The organism is Ignicoccus islandicus DSM 13165, from assembly GCF_001481685.1.
Classification (GTDB): domain Archaea; phylum Thermoproteota; class Thermoprotei_A; order Sulfolobales; family Ignicoccaceae; genus Ignicoccus; species Ignicoccus islandicus.
In genome coordinates, this window is sequence record NZ_CP006867.1 from 1003934 (window position 1) to 1023154 (window position 19221).

The 19221-nt window shown below is 48.1% G+C and carries 22 protein-coding genes and 1 tRNA gene; 14 read left to right on the forward strand and 9 right to left on the reverse strand.

The window, feature by feature from the left end; genetic code table 11:
* Positions 1–100 precede the first annotated feature (100 nt).
* Positions 101–406 (forward strand): hypothetical protein, encoded by a 306-nt coding sequence (locus tag EYM_RS05580; RefSeq protein ID WP_075050059.1) that lies wholly within the window; start codon positions 101–103, stop codon positions 404–406.
* On the opposite strand, the gene aroC is transcribed toward EYM_RS05580, so the two are convergent.
* Complete coding sequence (aroC, locus tag EYM_RS05585) at positions 387–1562, reverse strand: chorismate synthase (RefSeq protein ID WP_075050060.1); 1176 nt, start codon at positions 1560–1562, stop codon at positions 387–389. The genes EYM_RS05580 and aroC overlap by 20 nt on opposite strands.
* Positions 1563–1850: 288 nt before the next feature.
* Between aroC and EYM_RS05590 the strand changes: the two genes are divergently transcribed.
* Positions 1851–3191: a hypothetical protein gene (locus EYM_RS05590; protein WP_075050061.1), complete on the forward strand. Its 1341-nt coding sequence runs from the start codon at positions 1851–1853 to the stop codon at positions 3189–3191.
* Positions 3188–3778, forward strand: a complete 591-nt coding sequence (locus EYM_RS05595; RefSeq protein ID WP_075050062.1) for a hypothetical protein — start codon at positions 3188–3190, stop codon at positions 3776–3778. The genes EYM_RS05590 and EYM_RS05595 overlap by 4 nt, the downstream gene beginning before the upstream one ends.
* Positions 3779–3834: 56 nt before the next feature.
* Here EYM_RS05595 and EYM_RS05600 read toward each other — a convergent pair whose 3' ends face one another.
* The 4 genes from EYM_RS05600 to EYM_RS05615 form a co-directional block, all read right to left on the reverse strand.
* Positions 3835–4893, reverse strand: coding sequence for an NMD3-related protein (locus EYM_RS05600; RefSeq protein WP_075050063.1), 1059 nt, complete (start codon positions 4891–4893; stop codon positions 3835–3837).
* Between the two features lie 41 nt (positions 4894–4934).
* Positions 4935–5756, reverse strand: coding sequence for a putative CRISPR-associated protein (locus EYM_RS05605; protein ID WP_075050064.1), 822 nt, complete (start codon positions 5754–5756; stop codon positions 4935–4937).
* An 82-nt stretch (positions 5757–5838) separates the two neighbouring features.
* Positions 5839–7176, reverse strand: coding sequence for a digeranylgeranylglycerophospholipid reductase (locus EYM_RS05610; protein ID WP_168050222.1), 1338 nt, complete (start codon positions 7174–7176; stop codon positions 5839–5841).
* 90 nt (positions 7177–7266) lie between these two features.
* On the reverse strand, positions 7267–7479 hold the full coding sequence (locus EYM_RS05615; protein WP_075050066.1) for a hypothetical protein: 213 nt from the start codon (positions 7477–7479) through the stop codon (positions 7267–7269).
* A gap of 68 nt (positions 7480–7547) precedes the next feature.
* Between EYM_RS05615 and EYM_RS05620 the strand changes: the two genes are divergently transcribed.
* The 6 genes from EYM_RS05620 (at position 7548) to EYM_RS05645 (ending at position 10737) form a co-directional block, all read left to right on the forward strand.
* A tRNA-Asp gene (locus EYM_RS05620) sits at positions 7548–7625 on the forward strand.
* A 103-nt stretch (positions 7626–7728) separates the two neighbouring features.
* Entirely contained in the window at positions 7729–8292 is a 564-nt protein-coding gene (locus EYM_RS05625; protein ID WP_157058782.1) for a hypothetical protein, read from the forward strand.
* 23 nt (positions 8293–8315) lie between these two features.
* Positions 8316–8966 carry a 3,4-dihydroxy-2-butanone-4-phosphate synthase gene (locus EYM_RS05630; protein ID WP_075050068.1) on the forward strand — a complete coding sequence of 217 codons (651 nt, stop codon included), beginning with the start codon at positions 8316–8318 and terminating at the stop codon, positions 8964–8966.
* A gap of 51 nt (positions 8967–9017) precedes the next feature.
* Complete coding sequence (locus EYM_RS05635; protein WP_075050069.1) at positions 9018–9530, forward strand: hypothetical protein; 513 nt, start codon at positions 9018–9020, stop codon at positions 9528–9530.
* Positions 9531–9630: 100 nt separating this feature from the next.
* Positions 9631–10041, forward strand: a complete 411-nt coding sequence (locus EYM_RS05640) for an AbrB/MazE/SpoVT family DNA-binding domain-containing protein (protein ID WP_075050070.1) — start codon at positions 9631–9633, stop codon at positions 10039–10041.
* A gap of 12 nt (positions 10042–10053) precedes the next feature.
* Positions 10054–10737 carry a DUF357 domain-containing protein gene (locus EYM_RS05645; protein WP_075050071.1) on the forward strand — a complete coding sequence of 228 codons (684 nt, stop codon included), beginning with the start codon at positions 10054–10056 and terminating at the stop codon, positions 10735–10737.
* A gap of 95 nt (positions 10738–10832) precedes the next feature.
* Here the strand turns inward: EYM_RS05645 and EYM_RS05650 are convergent, their stop codons facing one another.
* Complete coding sequence (locus EYM_RS05650; RefSeq protein ID WP_075050072.1) at positions 10833–11246, reverse strand: hypothetical protein; 414 nt, start codon at positions 11244–11246, stop codon at positions 10833–10835.
* A gap of 120 nt (positions 11247–11366) precedes the next feature.
* On the opposite strand from EYM_RS05650, the gene EYM_RS05655 reads away from it, so the two are divergent.
* Both EYM_RS05655 and EYM_RS05660 read left to right on the forward strand, forming a co-directional pair.
* Positions 11367–13991, forward strand: a complete 2625-nt coding sequence (locus EYM_RS05655; protein WP_075050073.1) for an MMPL family transporter — start codon at positions 11367–11369, stop codon at positions 13989–13991.
* Positions 13988–14995 (forward strand): methyltransferase, encoded by a 1008-nt coding sequence (locus EYM_RS05660; protein WP_075050074.1) that lies wholly within the window; start codon positions 13988–13990, stop codon positions 14993–14995. Before EYM_RS05655 ends, EYM_RS05660 begins: the two co-directional genes overlap by 4 nt.
* Here EYM_RS05660 and psmA read toward each other — a convergent pair.
* Positions 14976–15689: an archaeal proteasome endopeptidase complex subunit alpha gene (gene psmA, locus EYM_RS05665; RefSeq protein ID WP_075050640.1), complete on the reverse strand. Its 714-nt coding sequence runs from the start codon at positions 15687–15689 to the stop codon at positions 14976–14978. The two genes, EYM_RS05660 and psmA, sit on opposite strands and share 20 nt — an antisense overlap.
* A gap of 104 nt (positions 15690–15793) precedes the next feature.
* Here psmA and EYM_RS05670 point away from each other — a divergent pair, with 104 nt between their 5' ends.
* Genes EYM_RS05670 through rfbB form a run of 3 tightly spaced genes read left to right on the forward strand, consistent with a single transcriptional unit; the run spans position 15794 to position 17937 of the window.
* Entirely contained in the window at positions 15794–16330 is a 537-nt protein-coding gene (locus EYM_RS05670; RefSeq protein ID WP_157058783.1) for a phosphatase PAP2 family protein, read from the forward strand.
* Positions 16308–16925 (forward strand): L-threonylcarbamoyladenylate synthase, encoded by a 618-nt coding sequence (locus tag EYM_RS05675; RefSeq protein ID WP_075050076.1) that lies wholly within the window; start codon positions 16308–16310, stop codon positions 16923–16925. The genes EYM_RS05670 and EYM_RS05675 overlap by 23 nt, the downstream gene beginning before the upstream one ends.
* 49 nt (positions 16926–16974) lie before the next feature.
* Complete coding sequence (gene rfbB, locus EYM_RS05680) at positions 16975–17937, forward strand: dTDP-glucose 4,6-dehydratase (RefSeq protein ID WP_075050077.1); 963 nt, start codon at positions 16975–16977, stop codon at positions 17935–17937.
* On the opposite strand, the gene EYM_RS05685 is transcribed toward rfbB, so the two are convergent.
* A complete protein-coding gene (locus EYM_RS05685; protein ID WP_075050078.1) occupies positions 17917–18390 on the reverse strand; it encodes a hypothetical protein in 474 nt (157 codons plus the stop codon). The genes rfbB and EYM_RS05685 overlap by 21 nt on opposite strands.
* The gene (locus EYM_RS05690) at positions 18387–19196 is read right to left on the reverse strand and encodes a menaquinone biosynthesis family protein (protein ID WP_236943452.1); all 810 of its coding nucleotides are present in this window, start codon (positions 19194–19196) and stop codon (positions 18387–18389) included. The genes EYM_RS05685 and EYM_RS05690 overlap by 4 nt, the downstream gene beginning before the upstream one ends.
* Positions 19197–19221: the final 25 nt, after the last annotated feature.

The window sequence follows — 19221 nt, forward strand, 5'->3', positions numbered from 1 at the left end:
CGTTTGCACTTCTAATTAACTTAATGCATTGGACTCGCGTTCTCCATTTATTACCTATTTTTAAGTAAGTTTTAATCTACGTATCAACGGAAGATGAAGTATGGGGAAATGCCCTTATGCGAAGCCTTCGTTCTTGGGCGTTAGGTGCGAAGTGATAAGCAATGTGGTGAACCCAGCGAAACATAACTGCCTAAACGATAAGTACGTTGAGTGCGAGATATTCAAGAAAAGGGACGAGTTCTTGGGGGAGCGACAAGGAAAGGGGACTCGAGGAGGCAAGCCGGATTGCAGGAGATGCTTGTTCTATTCCGAGCTCACTGGTAGGTGCGTGAAGTTGGGCGTGAAGGTTGAGGACCCAACCAAACCACCTTGTAAGGGGAAGGAGTTCAAGGAAGCGACTCAATGAATTCCTTCGCGTCTCTAGGTAAGTAGTCTGAGTATAGCTCCCAAGTCCTCTGGCAGTTGTAGTTCCATTCTATTCTATTGGGATGTATGTACCCGGCCCTTATTGCGTGATCAACCAAAGTTACAGCGACCATCGCCTCTGTGACGGCAACTGCCCTTAGCACTATAGCTGGGTCGTGTCTTCCGGGAACCTTCAGTTCCTCTTCCTCCAACGTATTTACGTTAACAGTCTTTACGGGAATCATTATAGACGAGGTGGGCTTGAAGGCAACTTTAACCCTAACGTCTCCACCGACGCTTATTCCGCCTAACACCCCACCGGACCTTTGGCCTTCAGTAACTATATCGCCTTCAGAGGTAACGAACGGGTCCCTTGCCTCGCTTCCCCTCAGCTTCGCTAACTGAAAACCTTCGCCTAGTTCGAATCCTACTGCGGCCGGTATGGAAAGCAAAGCCTTAGCTAGATCCGCCTTCAGCTTATCGAACACGGGTTCGCCCAAGCCCGGAGGTACCCTCCAAGCGACTACCTCGACCACTCCTCCAACGGAGTCCCTTTCCTCCAATGCCTTCCTAATTACTTCTTCGGCCTTATCGTCGCCTTCAATTACCCTAAACGGGGATAACCTGGCTCTAAGCCCCTCTTCTACGTCCCTAGCCCTCGGGAATTCCCTTCCACCTAGCTCTATCACGTTCCCCGTAACGACTACCCCCAAGCAAGAGAGGAGTTTCTTCGCTATTGCTCCGCCTATCACTCTACCAAGGGTTTCCCTTCCGGAGGCCCTTCCCCCTCCTCTGTAATCCCAGTTCTCGTAACCGTATTTCTTGATGTAGGTTAAATCGGCGTGCCCAGGCCTAGGGGTTTCCTTAATGGTCTCGTAGTAGTCAGATACGACGTCCTTGTTGAAAACTACGACTGAAATAGGGGTACCGGTGGTCCTTCCATTGAAGACCCCGCTCAAGATCTGGGGGAGGTCCGGTTCCCTTCTAGGCGTAGTATACTTCCTTCCGGGTCTCCTTAGAACCATTTCTACTAATAGATCCTTCTCATTAAGGGGTAGGCCAGCTGGGCACCCATCTATAACGGCGCCTAGCGCTTTCCCGTGGCTCTCTCCCCACGTGGTTAAAACGAATGCCTTACCGAACGAATTACCGGCCACTTCGCTTGTCCTTAACTCCGTTATCGAAAATGGATTAAAAATTACCTTCCACTGAGTATGGCCTCAGTTAAGTAGAAGTCCATTTCCTCCATCTCGTTTTCCTTAAGGAACTCCTCATACTTCTGTACAGATACAGCTATCACTTCTTACACCCAATATAATTAGGGCCTAGGGGTTAAAGGGTGTGTGTCTGAAACACCTTTGTACTATAGTCGAAATGTATCATTCGAGAATCCGCTCTTCCACTAAATTACCCTTTATCTGTCCGAAATCTTAGAGTGAAGTGAAATGTTGGGAAGCCTTCCGGCCCTAGAGGCCTCTAGAAGCAAGGAGTTCATTAGCCAATGGATTCTCCTAAACCAAGTTCCAATAAGAAACATACCCCTAATAGTCCACTCTAGGCCAGGGTTCTCAATGAACAAGTTAATAGAATGGGCTTTCCACGAGACCATTGAAGGAGTTAAGAAGTGGTACGAAGCCGGAGGAGGCATTGCCACTTCCTACGACAAGTTGCTGAATCACTTGGAAACAGTCGAAGGTCGGAGCTTACATAAATTGGTGAAATACGATAAGGTCACCAAGCTTACTAACGAACTACGTCGGGTTGACGAGCCCTTATTACTAACCGTAACTCCCAGTTTCCTAGCTAAGGAGGACCTCTGGAAAATAGTAGAAACAATGGAGGAATCCGTCTTCCCATTGCTACACGTATACAACTTCCTAGACCTCAGCGATCCGAGGCTGATCGAACTCTATGAGTTAATATTGCAAGGAGACGTTAGCGTCAACGTACCAGTAATTTTCTCGCAGCAACTGGTCCCCGGCATAAGTAAGAGGTTCATGACCTTAGGGATGATTGGAGGAGCCGTAATCCAGTCCTTGTTACCTAAAGTGAACGAGTGGGAAGAATACTTGAAATTCAAGTATGAAGGAAAGTACGACAAGTCTACCGTAGAGTTCTTGAAGCTGTTCTCGCCAAGCTACAACATTGGTGAACCTTTCAAATACGTACTTGTCAACTTAAACAAAGAGAACTTCGGTATAGAGGACCCGTTCATTGCAGAGGAGCTTCAAGTTCACGAAAGAGAGGGTAAGTTAATAGAAGCGGCGCCTTCCCTAGGTTTCGGTAACGAAGTAATTCCCCTACCGGACGTTTGGGAGAGGGTCGTAACGCTACCTTGGCAGTTGAGCGGTTTAGCGGAAGAGGTGGCCCTACATCTGCTAGGCTCCTATCCGCTAGTTAGAACGCTTGCTAGAACCAGGAAGAGGGCTGCCTATATATCTTCGATACTCAAGGGCTTATACGAGAGGAGCTTCAACGCTCAACTCCAAACTATAAGGGGCATGATATCATTTATAAAAAGAGATTTGCTCAATGCCATTGAAGATACGGTAATAGCCTCAGCCCTCATAATAAGGGCTATGGACGTACTCTACGACTACGCTGAGAAATATGAGGGCATAGAGAATTGCGGTGAGCCTTGCGAAGCTATAAAGGCGTATTGCGAGTTGTACGAACAGTTCAGAGACGCGGAAGGGTTAGAGCCCGTAATAGAAGAGCTTGAAGAGGTGATAGTGGAGCTTACCGGAATGGGAGTAGAGAAGGCATGCGAAAGGAAAGCTTTATGAAAAGGAAACGTGCCCAGAGCTTAATGCAATTAATGGACATTGGTCTGAATACACCAATTTTCGTTGTTGTTACTCAGTCGAACTTAAGGGGACTGGAGCACTTCAAGAAGCAATGCGCAATACGGTTCGACGAACTAGCTTGCGAGCTACCCGAAGTAGACGCTTTAGTGGTACCGGGACCGCCCCCGCTCATAGCTCACTCTTCGCCATGCATTGCCAAGGAACTTCTCAGAGAGTTGGCTGAAAGGGGTTGCCCCTTCGAGGCCCAAGTTACGGACGTCACGATAAAGGATAGCGTTGGAGCGGGCGCTTCCATAAAGTTCGACGGAAAGGTAATGGCTGAAGTAGCTATTGGCGGGAGCGTTAGGGACGTAACTAGGAGGGGCAAGATAGACGCGAGGGCCTACTTAGAAGGTAATGCCATGAAGGTAATTGGCTCCTTGGGAGGCTTACTCGCCTATTGCACGTTCGAGAGCTTACTCGCACTAAGGAGAATGCCGGATGGAGTGCTGGAATGGAGCTGCCACGAAGGTAAATACGGCGTGAGGGGCGATCACGTGATCTTCTGGGAGTACCATCCCTTGTGAGCCCTCGGCCTGGCCGATACGATCCTCATTGAGCGCCTCAGCCCCCGAGGTCGTCTTCACCGGGCCCTCTTGGGTAACACGTAAATTACTCCCTTGTAGTTTATCACGTAAACCTCGTCGCCCACGGTCAAACCTATCGGACCTTCAGCTATTAAGTCTCTATCGTGTAACTTTATCGTCAAGGGATCTAGTCCAGTTACTTTAGCGGTCTCCAAGTTCTTCTCGTGAGGGTATACTATTCTCCCATTCTTTCTCATGGCCCACCAATGATCCACGTCTATAGATATTTCCTTGTTTTGATGAAGTAGGTGAACTCTGAATTTACCCTTTCCGATCGAAGTCAGAATGGCCGGTTCCTTATCCACTAAGAGACCATCGCCCGGTTCGATTGCAGGTAACCTAACGCTTAACGTGAGCCTCTTCCTAACCCTCCCATCTCTCTTCATGCCTACTACGCTGTAGCTTTCAATTACCTTAGCGCCCAAGTTGAACCTCATCAACCTGGCAGTTTTCCTAGCCACCTCTTTACTAGCTAAGAGTACGTCCAGACCCTCCTTCTTGTCCACTAAGTCTACTACGTCTTCACCGTTATTAACCTTTGAGAAGAACTCTCCCGCGGTCCTCAACTCGTCATTGGTTACGTAGCCCCTCTCGGACCTTATTTGCAACGTAGCTTCGTAGTCGCCTCCGCTCTTCATTAGGCACTTTGGACAAACCCTCTTCTCTACGTTAAGGGGGACGGTGACGGTTTGCCTTACCTTCTTCCCGACTACATCAAGTTCGACTGTTACGTCCGCTACGTACTTACCTCCTCGCGCTTTTCTAACGCTTAGGTCCACAACCTCGACTTCGCGTGCCGGTTCAACTGGCGCTATCGATTGCTCAATCACCCTCTCAGCTAACCACCTTATGGTTTCATCGGGATCGTCGCTTCCTGGGTACCACGAGGACCCAATGAGGTAAGAACCGCATACCGGACATACTATTATCTTCTGGTTAGCCTTTACCGAAACGAGCGTTTTCTCTTTAAGTAGACAATTCAAGCACAGCCCGTTTATTATCGGATTGTCCTCGCTCTCAATCGCCCCGCATCTATAGCAAAACCTCTTTAACAATTCATTACCCTTATTAAGGAGGCGTGCCTAAGGGATAAAAGTTAAGTAATTAGTTTGCATCTCTTTAAATACTCTTCAAGAGACTCGCAAGGCATTAGGTAGGTTCTACCTAGGATACAATTTTCTATTTCGTTAACGAAGACTTCGTATAGTTCGCCGAGCGCTCTTTGGTAATAGCTCTTGTAAGGCTCTTTGGAAAGCCTTTCCTTGAAGTTAACGCTACTAACTACTAAGTTCAATAAAGGCAAGAGCACTACGTCCTTCAATCCCTCGTGAACGTAGTATATGCTTTCAATGTTAGATAGAGCCATTAATATAGCTGTAGTGTAAGCGACCTCGGGCTTGAAGCCTCCAGTTAAGTTGGCCAAAACCCTCCATCCCCTTTCACATAACCTCAAGGCGCAACAAACTAGATTGAGCAAGCCTACGTAGAAGCTAGCGGGAGAGAAGCTCGAGCCGAGGTTTCCTAACGCTTTAACAACGTAGGTGCTTACCTTTGGCTTCAAGTAGTACCCATCTACGTCTATCCCCCTCTCCAAGACCTCTCTCAGTACGTAACACGAAGCCGCTCCCGTAGGGGTTTCAGAGCAAATTAGCGATACCTCGTCTAAGACGGGTTCCTTGCCGTTATTGATGTAAATCGACCTCATGAACTTTATTAAGGAGTTCAGTTCAGCGGACATAATTTCTGGATGTTCCCTAACTACTTCAACTAAGTCGTCTAGCTTAGCGTTAACCTTTTCACCGCACTTAACCTTGTTTGAGGCCAGCCTCTCCAGGTCCTCGTTCACGATCTCTTTCAACCGATCCTGAAGCTGGGCAGCGATGCCCCTACCTATGCTTCCCATAACCGAGTTAGTCAAAACGCTACTTCCTACCGTTATTATGTGACGAACGGGCTTCTCACTCATATTGCATCGAAAATTTCATTGGGAAACGTAGTAATTACTTTTTTGATAGAACGTTCTTATATTCATTAAATAACTCGTTAACGCGCTTCCTCCATTCGTCGAATTCGCTCGGGTTCTTGGGATAGTTCAAATACAGTTCCTTAACCTCCTTCATGTAGTCGGCCACCGTCTTCAGTTTCGATAGTAACGAGGGCTTCCCTAGGGCCTTGATTACCCTCATTAATTTATCAGTACTGCTTATCTTCAGATCGCCTTCTAATGACGCTTTCAATAAGTCCTCTTCCTTTATTATTTTGTTCCTCATTCCGTAATTTATCTCCTCATCGCTTAAGGACTGTAAGAATATTCTGAAGACGTCCAGCGCCGCTTGCTTAGCGCCGTATGCTTCCATGAAGTCAACGTTGTATTGCCACAAGTTCTCTATGGTGGGCTCTTCCTCTAAGGCCTTCACAGCGTTCTTAGCTAGCAGGTAGGCGCCGAGCATTCCGGAACCTATGCCCCCGCCGTGTATAGGGTTAACTTGGTACGCTGCGTCGCCCGCAGCGGCGAATCCGTCTGCAACCATTGTATCTAGGGGCCTCCTGGTTGGTACTACGCCCCCACCGGCGTGTAGGACCTCGCCCCCAATTCTATTAGCTAAGTACTTGTTAAAGTACCACATAGGATCCTTGTGTCCCACTCCGCCTTGAACTCCCAGACCCACGTTAACCTTCATTTTACCGGGATAGGGGAAGAGCCACCAGTATCCTCCCGGGGCTTTCTCTTGTGAAACGTAAATTCTAATGTACTCCTCGTCTTCTATTGCGTAGTTGATCTTCCTTATTTCCCTATAAGCTATAGCAGTGTCCTTGAAGTCGAGCTCTTCAGCTACGGGCCACGATTTCGGCAAGGCCCTTCTAATTATTGAAACTACGCCTGAAGCGTCTACAACCAATCTACTCTCTATAGATTCTACCTTATCGCCCCTCCTAACCGTTATTCCTTTAACCTTCCCGTCCTTCACGATAGGACCTAAGGCCCTAGTTGAGAAAGAGAACTCCGCCCCCGCCTCTCTAGCTAAAGAGTAAAGCCACTTGCCGAATCCCCTCCTGTTTAACATGAACCCTTCTCCGGGCACGGTCCAAACAGTTTTTTCGTCAGGAGAATATATTTTGGCTCCAACTATCCTACCCTCAATGGCGTACTCAGGAGGTTCGCTTAAGGGTATTTTGCCTCCGAAATATTCTTTACTAATAGCATCTCCACAGACTTTGTTACCTATATCGTCCTCGGACCTTAGGTCTACTACCAATACCTTGTAACCTTTCTCTGCAATAAATTTAGCGGCAGTTAGGCCGGTCGTACCGGCTCCAACTATAACTACATCGTACACTGTCGCCTTACCCATAGCTAGTTCTCAATAGGCCGATATTTAACGAAGTGGTAATCCATTGAGAACTTAAGAGAGGAGGCGAAGGTACCCTCATTTCAATTTCGAACAATTAAGCGAAAGGTTCCCATATATCTCTAGAACTTCGTTTAAGAGACTCTGAAAGCCTTTCCCGAATTTCCCGGGAAGCTTACCTTCTTTCAACTCCCTCTTGTATTTATGTAATTCGCCTTCGCTTATTTTATAGACCTTCGTAATAGCCTTCTCTATTTCATCATATAAGATCAATAGTTGATTTTCGTTCAATTAACAAGTTCTTATGCGACTATTCAGTTAAATTTATAATCACTATCCCGAAGAGTGGCGTGGAAGGAGCCGCGGTAGTATAGCCAGGCCTAGTATGCGGGCCTGTCGAGCCCGTGACCCGGGTTCAAATCCCGGCCGCGGCGCCACTTCTCCCTCATAATATTTCTCACCTCTTCCCAAGTACTCAATTAACTCAATTCCACGAGAAAACTTTATCTCCTATCTTGCAATAGAGCTGCATGTAAGAGAATGCGTTTAAGAGAGGCGTTATTGCTGATTATGCTCCTCCAAAGTCCCTTCGCACTGAAATTTACCGTTACAATTGAGAATAACGGTCTATTGTGGAACGAAGAGTGGGGCTACGAAATATACCTTACAATTGATGGGAAATCGGTTTTCTCCACTTCCTACTCCGTAAATTGCGGATGGGGTTCTAATTGCTTCGTAACTCACACGTTCCCGGACGCTTCTTGCGGCATCTCCGGTCAACTAGTCGTAACGGAGACTAACTACTTCTATGGAACTATTGTTGGAGACGTGTTGAACTTTGAGTACTCAGTTACTACCCTAGGAGTGAATCGATACCAGTACATGGGTGAATCGCTTGTACTCGGTCGAATAGGTTTCGTCATAGAAAATTATGCCTCTGAACCTTGCGTAAAGACGAGTCCAATAACAACGCCGCTAGGCGAAGGAGCTATTAGAAACGTTCCCGTGAACATCTTACTAGGCCTAGGCGTAATACCAATTCTCACTAAGTTAAAGGAAGTAAAGAGGAAACGAGGCCTGCCAAACACAAAAGCCGTTAAGTAGTCTTCCCTTAAGGGAATTTCACAATGGATTTAAGGGAGCACTTGCTTTCCGGTAAACCAATCATGATATACGACTCGGAGAGTAGGGAGAACGAGGTAGACTTAGTCTTCTATTCGGGAGCGGTGAGTAGGAGTAGCATATACGCTCTCAGGTCTTTAGCTGGCGGCCTCATATGCTTCTCAATGCCCTTGGAAATAGGTTCCCAATTAGGTTTAGACTACATGCATAATTACTTGAAGGAACTCGGTTTCGCGAGCCTCGTGAGGCCTCAATCGTACGGGGACTACCCCGCCTTTTCGATTTCTGTAAACCATCAAAGCGTTGGAACGGGAATAAGCGATGAAGACAGAGCCAAGACCGTTAGGGAATTGTTCGAAGTAGTGAAACTCGCTCTCGAAGACCCCTCTGAGGCTAGAAAGAAGTTTCTAAACGAATTCCAAGCGCCCGGTCACGTGCCCATACTCCTTGCCAGGAACTTAGACGAGAGGCAAGGTCATACGGAGTTGAGCACGAGGTTGTTCCAGAGCTTGGGCTTAGTACCTTCGGCAGTGTTCGCTGAAGTCCTAGACTACGGCCACTCGATGAGATTGGACAAGGCGAGGGAAATATCTAAGACGTTGGGCATACCCTTACTCTCTTCTAATGAAATAATCGAGATGGTAAGGGGTAGATGAAATATTATTTAGATACTCGTGAATAGGTAATATTCGAGGTGTGAGAATACGATGAACTCAAGGAAAGGTTTCGTGGACCTAACGTTGGTCGGTATAGCGCTCGCCGCACTGCTATTGCTAGTAGGCGTCTACTACTTCTTCATTGCTCCTAAGGCCCCCACTTCCGTGGAGGCGAAGGCTAAGGCGTATAAGGCCATCGAAGTACAGCTCAGGCCTATTAAAACAGTTATATGTGTAGATAAGAAGGAAGAGGCAATTTTCGAACTAAGTCTAGTCAATCCAATTACTAATCCAAAAGCCTACGTTCAGTTGGTCATTAGCGCACCACCGGGCGTAACGGTTTACGCCGGTCAAGGAGTTAAGGGAGGCTCCGGACTGGTAACGACCAATACCGTGTTGGAACCGGGCGACGCAGCAACTATGAGAATAAGGGTAATAGGAGTTGAGCAAGGTAAGAAGATACTTAGCGGTACCGTATACTATTGGTTCGAAGGCGAAGATAAGAAGGACGCTAAGAGAATAGACCTTGACTTCCCAGTAGACTTCGTGATCTGTGGTAAGTAGTTTCATTTTTTTGCTCAATAACAACGTTTTTTATTTTAATGCGACGTAGTACATTACTTTCTTAAAAATGATCCCACGTGAACCCCACGGGGGTTTAGTTTTGAGGATAATCGAGATCCTTAAGGTCGATGGGAAAGGTAGGGTCACCATTCCGAGGACCGTTAGGGACGCGTTAAATATAATAGAAGGCGGTTACGTGATAATGATAGCCGACTTGAACAAGAACGAGATCCTTCTAACCCCAACTAGCGGGAGCGGGGGAAAGTTGCTGGAAATTAGAATACTGTTTAACGACGAGAGAGGTAAGTTAGCGGAAATATCTGAGGCGTTGGCCGAAATGAACGTCGACCAAATTACTACCAATTGCAGGACAATGAGGAAGGGCGAAGTGGCGGAATGTACGATAGTTGTAGAGGCGTCAAATGAAATGGATGAGAGCGAAATAGAGAGGAAGATATCCGGAATAAAGGGAGTTAAGGAAGTATTAGTTGTTCCCATTCAAGGGCACTAGCGGTAAAGGGATTTGAGCTGCGAAAGAGCGAGAAAGTACCTAGAGGGACTACGCGGAGCCCTGAAGAGCTTGAATTTTTCCGATGACGTGGAAAAAGTAGTTGATCTAGCTAGGAGATACGTGGACGATACCGAGTACTACGTAAACAAAGGCGACTGCGAAACGGCCTTGGTAACCGCTTCCTACGCCGAAGGCTTGCTCGATGCCTTGAGGCTAATAGGAAAGGCGAATTTCCAATGGAAGAGAGAGGAAAGACCCAAGGTACTGGTTGGAGGTACCTTCGACCTACTCCATCCAGGACACGTGGAGCTCTTAAAGGAAGCTTCCAAGTACGGAGACGTAATTGCCGTGGTTGCAAGGGACGAGAACGTTAGAAAGATAAGGGGAAGGGATCCAGTTCTACCCCAAGAGCAAAGGGCGTACATGCTTTCATCCATAAAGTACGTCAAAGAAGCAATGGTAGGTGAGGAAGATCCCCTCGAGAGCATATTGAAGGTTAAACCCGATATAGTGTTCTTGGGTCCAGATCAATTCTGGAAAGAGGAAGAGTTGAAGAGAAGACTGAGGGAAAGGGGCTTAGAGGTTGAGGTAATTAGAATGAAGGAGAAGAAGTGCATACCGAGAGGCATTTGCTCGTCGAGGAAAATAGTGGAAAGGGTATTGGAATTGTTCTGTGGGAAGAAGAGCCGGGAGTGACCCGCCCCGCGCCCATCGGTCCCCGAGACGGCGGGGCTTCTATGCGCGGGACCGGGGTTCGCGGTTCCTTCTTCGCTAAAGGATTATAAAAACTTTTACCATCCGAGCACTCCGCCTATGTCAGCGCTCTCCTCAGCTTGGGAGGAACATTGAACGGCCAGCGCTCCTATTTTGTCGGCCAACCAAGACCTAACGTTATCCAACTTACCTTCTTCAACGACGTACATGTCCGAAAGCTGCGCGTCCTTGCACTTCCCGAAGAACCTGGCTTCTATCATGTTACCCCTCTTTCCGAAGGTGACCTCGGCTTCTATCTCGTAAGTTCCCGGAACTACCTTCCTGACCTCGCCTCCGGACCTTATCTCACCTTCTTCAACAGAGAACTTGGCCGAAATGGTAAGGGAGCCCTCGCCTTCTTGGACTTTAACGTCTACTTCCTTTAGAGCCCCTCCTAGGTAGTTTTCCAAGCCCTTCTTCACTTGCTTCTCCGCTGATCTCGCGCTTATCAAAGCCCTTTCCCAGTTCTGAGATCGCTCGGAGGGGTTATAACGTGGAGTTCTCGAAGGGTGAGCTGCCACTCCCTTACTTACTTAAAAAGATAACGTTACATTGCCACACCCGGTGGAACGGTGAAGAAAGTACTCGCTTGGGTAGCGATAGCGATAATTGCCGCGCTCTTCGCAGCCAAGCTCGATAGCGTTCTAGTCTATTCGGAGACAGCGATGCTGCCTCCGCAAGCCGAATCCTATAAGGTAAAGGAGGCCGTGAACCGTTACTTCCCGGACTTAAGTAATAGAACGATACTAATGGTTTCGTTAAAGTACAACGTAACGGATCAAAGAGTTGCGGATTGGTACCACCAATGGAAGAACGAAACGGGTCTGGACGCTAGCAGTTACATAGATCTAGTAGAGAAGTTTCGCGACGCCCTAAAGGGGGTGTACAACGGCCTTGGGAAGATGGTAAAGGGCGTTTCGAAGGGCTTCGCGGGTTACTGGATGGTAACCGATTTGGTTCACTTCACAATGGTAATGAATGGCCTCTACGACCTAAGCGAAGAAGAAGCTATAGAGATGTATAAGCAAGTGACCCTCGGAACGCCTTTAGAGAAGTATTCCGATATTGCTAAGACGCTATATGAAACCGTGAAATCGAAGAAACTGGACCCCAACAGCTTGGACGAGTCGCAATTAGCCCTAATAGCTAAACACAAGTTACTGGAAGGGTTAAGCAACGACTATGCTAGGAGCTACACGCTCTGCTTAGGATGTAAGGTCATTCAAAAGGTCAAGGGACTCCAGCTCTGGCTCAACTACGGATTCGATCCCGATTCTCTAAAGAATGAAATAGACAAGTATGTAAACGAAACGGTACCTGAAGCAGTTAAATGCTTCGCTTCTCAAAAGCTCAAGGACTTACCTCAAGACGTAGCGGTGGAACTGCTACTAGCTGCATGGGAAGGTAGAAGCGTTAATTTGGACCAGATGGTTAACAGGGCAATTGAAGAGAAGTTCGGTGACATGATACATTACTTAATGGTTTCAAAGGATTGGAAAACGATGCTAATTACCATAAAGAACGCCAGCTACGAGCAAGCCATCGAAGCCAAGAGGAAGGCCTTGAAGAGCGAAGTCGTTACCGAGGCCTACTTGATGGGAGGGGAAGTACTGAATAGGGAAATGAAGGAAGCCAACTTAGAGGACGCCGAGAGGGTTCAGGAGCTAAGCCACGTTGCGGTCTTGTTAGTGCTCTTCGCTATAACTAGGTCCGTAGTAGCTTCCGTAATACCGTTCATTGTAGTAGGAATAGGTATAGTAACTGGAATGGCGTTAGCCTACTTCCTCGGACAATTGTTCCCCATCTACCAAATGGCGAAGACGCTGATGATAACTACGGGACTCGGTCTGGGTATGGACTATAGCATATTCATCCTCTCTAGGTTCAAGGAAGAATTGAGGCAAGGCGTGGAGGTTCACGAAGCCGCTAAGATCGCTGCCAAGAGGGCTGGTCACGCTGTAGGCATCTCAGCCCTAGCAGCTTCCATGGGGTTCGCGTCCCTCGCCTTGTCCGGAACCTTGATGTTAAACAGCATGGGTCTAACTATACCATTGGTAGTCATAGCTACTGCGATTGCTTCAATGACCATGCTACCGGAGCTCTTAGCTCTATTAGGTAAGAAGACTTGGTTCTGGTGGCCTATAGGGCTCAAGGAAGAAAAGAGGAAGGTAGGCGAAACCCCAGTTGTACCTAGGAAGGGAATAGTATTTATTGCGTTCGTAGTAGTATTAGTGATAACGATCTTCAGCTTATACTTCTACGTGAACTACAAAGGCAGTAGCGACAGCAGGCTATTCATACCCAGCGGAACCGAGGCTTACGAGGCCCTCCAAAAGTTCTCCGAGAAGTTCCCCGGAGGGGCTTGGGGTCCGATCCAGATATACGTGGAAAGATATAACGGATTCGCGTGGAAGCTCGTTAAAGAGCAATTGTTGAAGATGAACGGCGTAGTAGCCGTAATGGATCCCAACGAGAACTTCGGTACCTTAAAGGATGGCAAGGGAGTTGGACTCGTAATACTCAAATACGAGCCCTTCTCAGAGGAAGCTTTAGACATGGTGCCGAAAATAAGGAACTTAGTTCACTCGAAGCTCAATGGAATGGTTGGGGGAATGCCCGCTGAGCTATACGATACGAAAACCTTAGTGACCGCGAGCTTCTGGCAAAGGGTAACGCCCTTCGCCATCATCGCTACGATGGCTGTTCTCGCGCTTGCCGTCAGGAAGGTAGATCCAGTAATTTCCGCTGGCTTCGGGTTAATTGCAGCCATCTCTTGGGCAGTCACGCTATCTCACTACCTCTCGGTGGCCCTTTGGGGCTATCCCTTATACTGGATTACCCCAATGGTCGCCTTGATAGCGACGCTAGGAATTGGTACCGATTACAACGTGTTCTTCATAACAAGGATAATAGAGGAAATAGAGAAGAAGAGGGACTACCTAGGAGGCGTATGGAGGCCCCTGAAACTAGTGGGTCCCATAATATTCGGATTAGCGTCTATAATGGCGTCAGCGTACTTCGGAATGTTAGTGGCTAGGTCCATAGGATTGAAGCAAATGGGTCTGGCACTAGGCTTCTCGGCCCTGTTCGCCGCACTGAACGCCATACTACTGAACCCGATAGTCCTAACGGTCATATCAAGTTTCAAGGGATCGTTAAAGAGGGCCGGGAAGGAGTCGGAAGAGGTAATAGAATGATTGCGATGGCTACCACCAATCCAGGCTTAGAGGACGTAGCTGAATGGGAAGTTGCTTCTTGGGGAGCTAAACCCATCTCCCGAGAGGAAGGGAGGACGTTTTTCGAGTGGGATGGTTCTCTCGATGAATTAGTTTGGAAAATCGAGAGAAGCAATACCCTCCACAAAGTGGTCGTAATTTTCTATAGGGGATCTCTCGAAGGAATCGATCTCAGTTGGGTTCCGAAGTACGTGAGCCCTGGAGTGAAGTTCGCGGTCAGGGCTCAGAGGATAGGCGAAGGCATCCACTCAATGGAACTAGCTAAATTGGTTGGCGAGAAGGTTATTGAAGAAGTAGAGAAATTTTATGGAGAGAAACCGGAGGTCGACTTGGACTACCCCTCAGTAGTTGTTTACGCTGAGAGTAGGTTCGGTGAAATAATAATAGGGCTTCAAGTTAGCGGCGAGGAATCGCTTCACAGAAGATACTATAGGATATATGAACACATGGCGTCCTTAAAACCTACCATAGCTTATTCAATGCTAAAGTTGGCGGGAGCCGAAGAGGCTGAAGTACTAGTAGATCCAATGTGCGGATCCGGCACTATAGCTATAGAAGCAACGAAGTTCCTAATACCTAAGATATATTGTTTCGATATTAAGAAGAAGTACGTAGAGATAGCTAAAGCTAACGCGAAAGCGGCAATGGTTGAGGATTTGATAGAATTCGATGCATGGGACGCCACCAAGCTCCACGAAAGAGTTACAGACGTGGACTTGATAGCCGTTAATCCGCCTTACGGCATAAGAATGGGGAGCCCTAGGAAAGTATTGAAGTTATATGAGGATTTCTCCCGTTCCTCCTATCAGGCCTTGGGACGAAACGGGAAGTTAGTTATGATAACTCCCTTAAAGGAGGCGAAGGAAATATTCATCAGGAACGGATTCGAACTAATGAGTAAAAGAAGCGTGTACCACGGTGACTTATGGACTGAGCTGATGCTATTTAGGAAGAGGACTTCTTAGCCTCGCTTATTAGTTCGGCTATTTCGTCTTTGGTTAACTTCCTCATGACCTTCTCGTCCGTCCTTATTATTCCGATCTCGTATATCTCTGGCTTGGGTATTTCCTCGCTGACCTCCATTAGGGCCTTCAACGCAAGTATAATGGCTTCCCTTAGACTCATGTCGTACTTATACCTCCCTTCTATGTAGTCTTGTATCGAAGCGTACTCTTGGCCTATAGCTACTGCGTAATAGCTCATGTACTGACCGCTTGGCTCCGTCATAATTACTTGAGGTCCGAACTCATCTATACCAGCGAGTATTAAGGCAACACCGAAAGGCCTCACTCCCGCGTGTTGCGTATAAGCTTGCTTCACGTCGCTGATGGCTTTAGCTACTACCTCCACCGTGGGAGGTTCGTCGTAGAGGAACCTGTGCCTGAGGGCGACCTCCTTGGCTAGGTCTATTAACAGCCTACCGTCAGCGGCCAATCCGGCGAAGCTCGCCATTATATGTTCGTCTATCTTGAATATCTTCTCGACCCTATCGTACTCAACTAGTGCCCTCACCTTCTTCTTTTCAACAGCTATTAGAACGCCCTCCTTACATTTCATTCCTATTGTGCTCCAACCCCTCTTTACGGACTCGAAGGCGTACTCCACTTGGTATAGCTTACCGTCCGGCGAGAAGACGGTAATAGCTCTATCGTAGCCCATTTGCTGGGGGCCTAGTCCGAAGACCACTTTTCAAGCACCGGAAACCTTACGTTGAAGGGCAATTTAGAGTTTCCCCCTTAACGCTTCGAGGGACGAGGAGGTTGTTGAACTGGAAATTGGCATTGGCTATTGCATTGATATTCGCTCTGGCTCCGTTTAGCTCTTCCATCCCATGTTTCGATGTTGGAGCCAAGGGGTTAGCTAAGCTGATTTCTATTACGCAAAGCCTGCCTTTCTTCGTCGTGTGGACTGCCCTCATAGCTTACAAGAGGAAGTCCGAATGGAAGGAGGTGGTCCTAGAGGCGATCGCACTTAATTTGGCTGTGTTCGCCTTGAAGGAGTGCTTAATGAGGCCGAGGCCTCCGGGAAGCACTTCGTTCAGCTACGGCTACCCTTCCGGGCACTCAGCTAGGGCAATGTGGGTAGCGCTCCACCTATCGGAGCTGTACCCCTCGCTCAGGCCAGCGCTTTTCGCTTACGCAATTGCCGTAGGGTGGTCGAGAGTAGAGCTTTGCGAGCACTTCCCCTTAGACGTCCTCGGGGGCTACTTAGTAGCATATTCGATAAGGAAAGCATTCCCACTATTAAGGTCGAGGCTCGTTGTAAACGGGGTAAGGAATGAAAATAATACGAATAGGTAACTTCTCCATAGATGAGGCATTGAAGGAGGCTAAGAGAGTTTTGGAAAAGGGAGGCTTAGTGATAGTCCCTACCGAAACCGTCTATGGAATAGCCTCTAAATTAGAGCACGCTCGAAGAATATACAAGGCGAAGAAGAGGCCTAGGGACAAGCCCTTGCCGGTCCAAACGACCCTCTGTGACATTGAGAAGGTCGCTCAAATGAACGAGAAAGCCAGGCTTCTAGCTAAGAAGTTCTGGCCCGGACCACTAACTATCGTTATGAAGGCCAAGCCCACCGTCCCAGAGGTAGTGACCGCCGGGACCGGTAAGGTCGGAGTTAGGGTACCGGCACACCCCTTTACGCTGAGGTTACTTGAAATGGTAGGCCCGTTAGCGGTAACTTCGGCCAACTTGAGTGGAATGAAGAGCCCTAAGAGCCTAGAGGAGGTTACAGTTGAAGCTGACTTAGCAATAGACGCTGGTCCCGTTAGTGGAACGCCTAGCACCGTAGTTGACGTTACGGGGCCCCAGTTGAAGATACTCAGAGAAGGGCCTATAAAGAGAAAAGACATAGAGAGAGTGATATATGGTGAGAACAAGGACTTCCTCTTCTGAAACAAAGTTAATTCCTCTTCGCTCCCATTAGGCTAAATGGGTAAAGGTAGTGAGGATCCTCGTCACGGGCGGAGCCGGCTTCATGGGATCAACGTTAGTGAGACACCTCCTCGAAAAGGGCTTCGAAGTGCACGTTCTAGACGCTCTAACTTACGCCGGTAGAATAGAGAATTTAATAGAAGTAATGAACGAGATTCAGTTCCACTTAGTGGACTTGAGGGACTTCGAAGCCCTCTACGATACTCTGAAGAGCATCGAACCGGATCTAATTTTCCACTTAGCTGCCGAGACCCACGTGGACAGAGGAATAAGGAATCCCTATCCGTTCTTGGAAAGCAACGTCAGAGGTACTCTCCACCTATTGGAGGTAATAAGGAGGCTCGACCTAAAGGCTACCCTAACTAGTACGGACGAGGTCTACGGAGACTTGTGGGGCAAGCCTCCTTGCAACGAAGAGTGTCCCCTAAGACCGTCTAACCCCTACTCGGCTTCCAAGGCCGCTGCAGACATGTTCGCCCTTTCATACATAAGGACGTATGGAGTGGAAGTGAACATAGTTAGGCCAGCCAACAACTACGGCCCTAGGCAGTACCCAGAGAAACTTATACCTAGAACCATCCTAAGGATAATGAGCGGCAAGAGGCCGCTAATACACGGAACGGGAAAGCAAATTAGGTCTTGGCTATACGTAGAGGACTTCGCCGAAGGTATAACTACAGTTGGCTTGAAGGGAAAGAAAGGAGAAATATATAACTTACCGGGCGAAAGGGAACTAAGCGTTATAGAGGTAGTTAAGACCATATTGAGGATAATGGGGAAGGACGAGGACTGGATAGAGTTCACTGAAGACAGGCCCGGCCAAGACATGAGGTACGCCATGGTTGGGGAAAAGGTCAAGGCACTCGGCTGGGAGCCGAAGGTTACGTTTGAAGAAGGGATAAAGAGGACGGTAGATTGGTACTTGAACAACAAGTGGTGGTGGGAACCGCTTTTAAGCATTGAGAAAATTTGAGATCACTTCGAACAGCTCGCCGCACTCAACGGGCAAGTGACCCTTAACTCCGACCTCCTCATCGCTCCCTACTGCTTTAACAATGGCTTTCGCCATTTCAATTGCGTTGTTCAAAACTTCCACTGCATTAAAGCCCCTAGGGGGGTTGAATGTTAAGGTTAACCATTCCTCGTCCTCGTGGGCGCTCATTAATGCGGGCAAGGCGCGTTCTAGGGCCCTCCTATCGACCTTCCATTGATCCTTCTTCAAGTGGACTCTAATGGCCAACGGCACTACGAAGTCTTCGACGTCGTTATAGTAAAGCCTGAGGGCCACGTAAGGCCTCTCGGAAAGCACCACATCGAAGCAATAAAGTCCTTCGGAGGCGCTCTGTTGAGTTGCATCTAGGGCGTAAACGCCCCCCACTCCTAGCTCCTCGAACGCCTCGTATAGTTCCTTCAGCGGTATTTTCATCTAACCACCCTGAACTCGGGGAGAGAGGGTATCAATCCCTTCTCGTGTGCCCTCTTATAGAGTTCCCTTAACGCCTCCTCGCCTTCCTCGCCCATATCTATAGTATACTCGTTAACGTACATTCGAACGAACCTCTCAACTAGGTCTTCGCTTAACCCCCTAGCGAAGGGAAGCGCGTACTCCAAGGCCTCCTTGGGGTGGTTTAAGGAATACTCAACCGCTTCCCTCCATATCTTAGCCCAGTCGCTGGAAATTTCCCTCTTGGCTACGTCCAATCCCAAGGGGGTCGGTAAGCCGGTCTCCTCGTACCACGCCTCTCCTAAGTCTATGACCTTCTTCAAGCCCAATTCCGAGTAAGTTATTTGACCTTCATGTATTAGAACCCCAGCGTCTACCTCCCCTTCCAAAACGCTCTTAGGAATCTCATCGAACTTGATCACTACGTACTCGACTTCAGGTAAGTAGAGCCTAGAGAGCAATGCGGCCGTTGTGTACTTACCGGGTATGGCCACTCTCTTGCCCTTTAGGTCCTCCAAGTGGAGTTCCTCTCTGGCAACCACAACTGGGCCGTACCCCTTGCCCATGCTCGCTCCCGAGGCCAACACGTCGTATTTATCTGATACGTACGCGTAAGCGTGGGCGGAGACTGCCGTTACGTCCACTTCCCCTTTAAAGGCTAAGGCGTTAAGGGTCTCGATGTCCTCAACTACTTCCTCTACTTCGTAACCCCTTAAGTCAATTAATTTCTTCTTTATAGGGTAGAACATGAAGGCGTCGTCCGGATCAGGGCTGTGGCCTACTTTCACTTTCAACGTGCTTTACCTCACGTTT

Coding starts and splice junctions, on each gene's coding strand:
- EYM_RS05580 (WP_075050059.1), top strand. CDS start 101: ATGGGGAAATGCCCTTATGCGAAGCCTTCGTTCTTGGGCGTTAGGTGC.
- EYM_RS05590 (WP_075050061.1), top strand. CDS start 1,851: ATGTTGGGAAGCCTTCCGGCCCTAGAGGCCTCTAGAAGCAAGGAGTTC.
- EYM_RS05595 (WP_075050062.1), top strand. CDS start 3,188: ATGAAAAGGAAACGTGCCCAGAGCTTAATGCAATTAATGGACATTGGT.
- EYM_RS05625 (WP_157058782.1), top strand. CDS start 7,729: ATGCGTTTAAGAGAGGCGTTATTGCTGATTATGCTCCTCCAAAGTCCC.
- EYM_RS05630 (WP_075050068.1), top strand. CDS start 8,316: ATGGATTTAAGGGAGCACTTGCTTTCCGGTAAACCAATCATGATATAC.
- EYM_RS05635 (WP_075050069.1), top strand. CDS start 9,018: ATGAACTCAAGGAAAGGTTTCGTGGACCTAACGTTGGTCGGTATAGCG.
- EYM_RS05660 (WP_075050074.1), top strand. CDS start 13,988: ATGATTGCGATGGCTACCACCAATCCAGGCTTAGAGGACGTAGCTGAA.
- psmA (WP_075050640.1), bottom strand. CDS start 15,689: ATGGGCTACGATAGAGCTATTACCGTCTTCTCGCCGGACGGTAAGCTA.
- EYM_RS05675 (WP_075050076.1), top strand. CDS start 16,308: ATGAAAATAATACGAATAGGTAACTTCTCCATAGATGAGGCATTGAAG.
- EYM_RS05685 (WP_075050078.1), bottom strand. CDS start 18,390: ATGAAAATACCGCTGAAGGAACTATACGAGGCGTTCGAGGAGCTAGGA.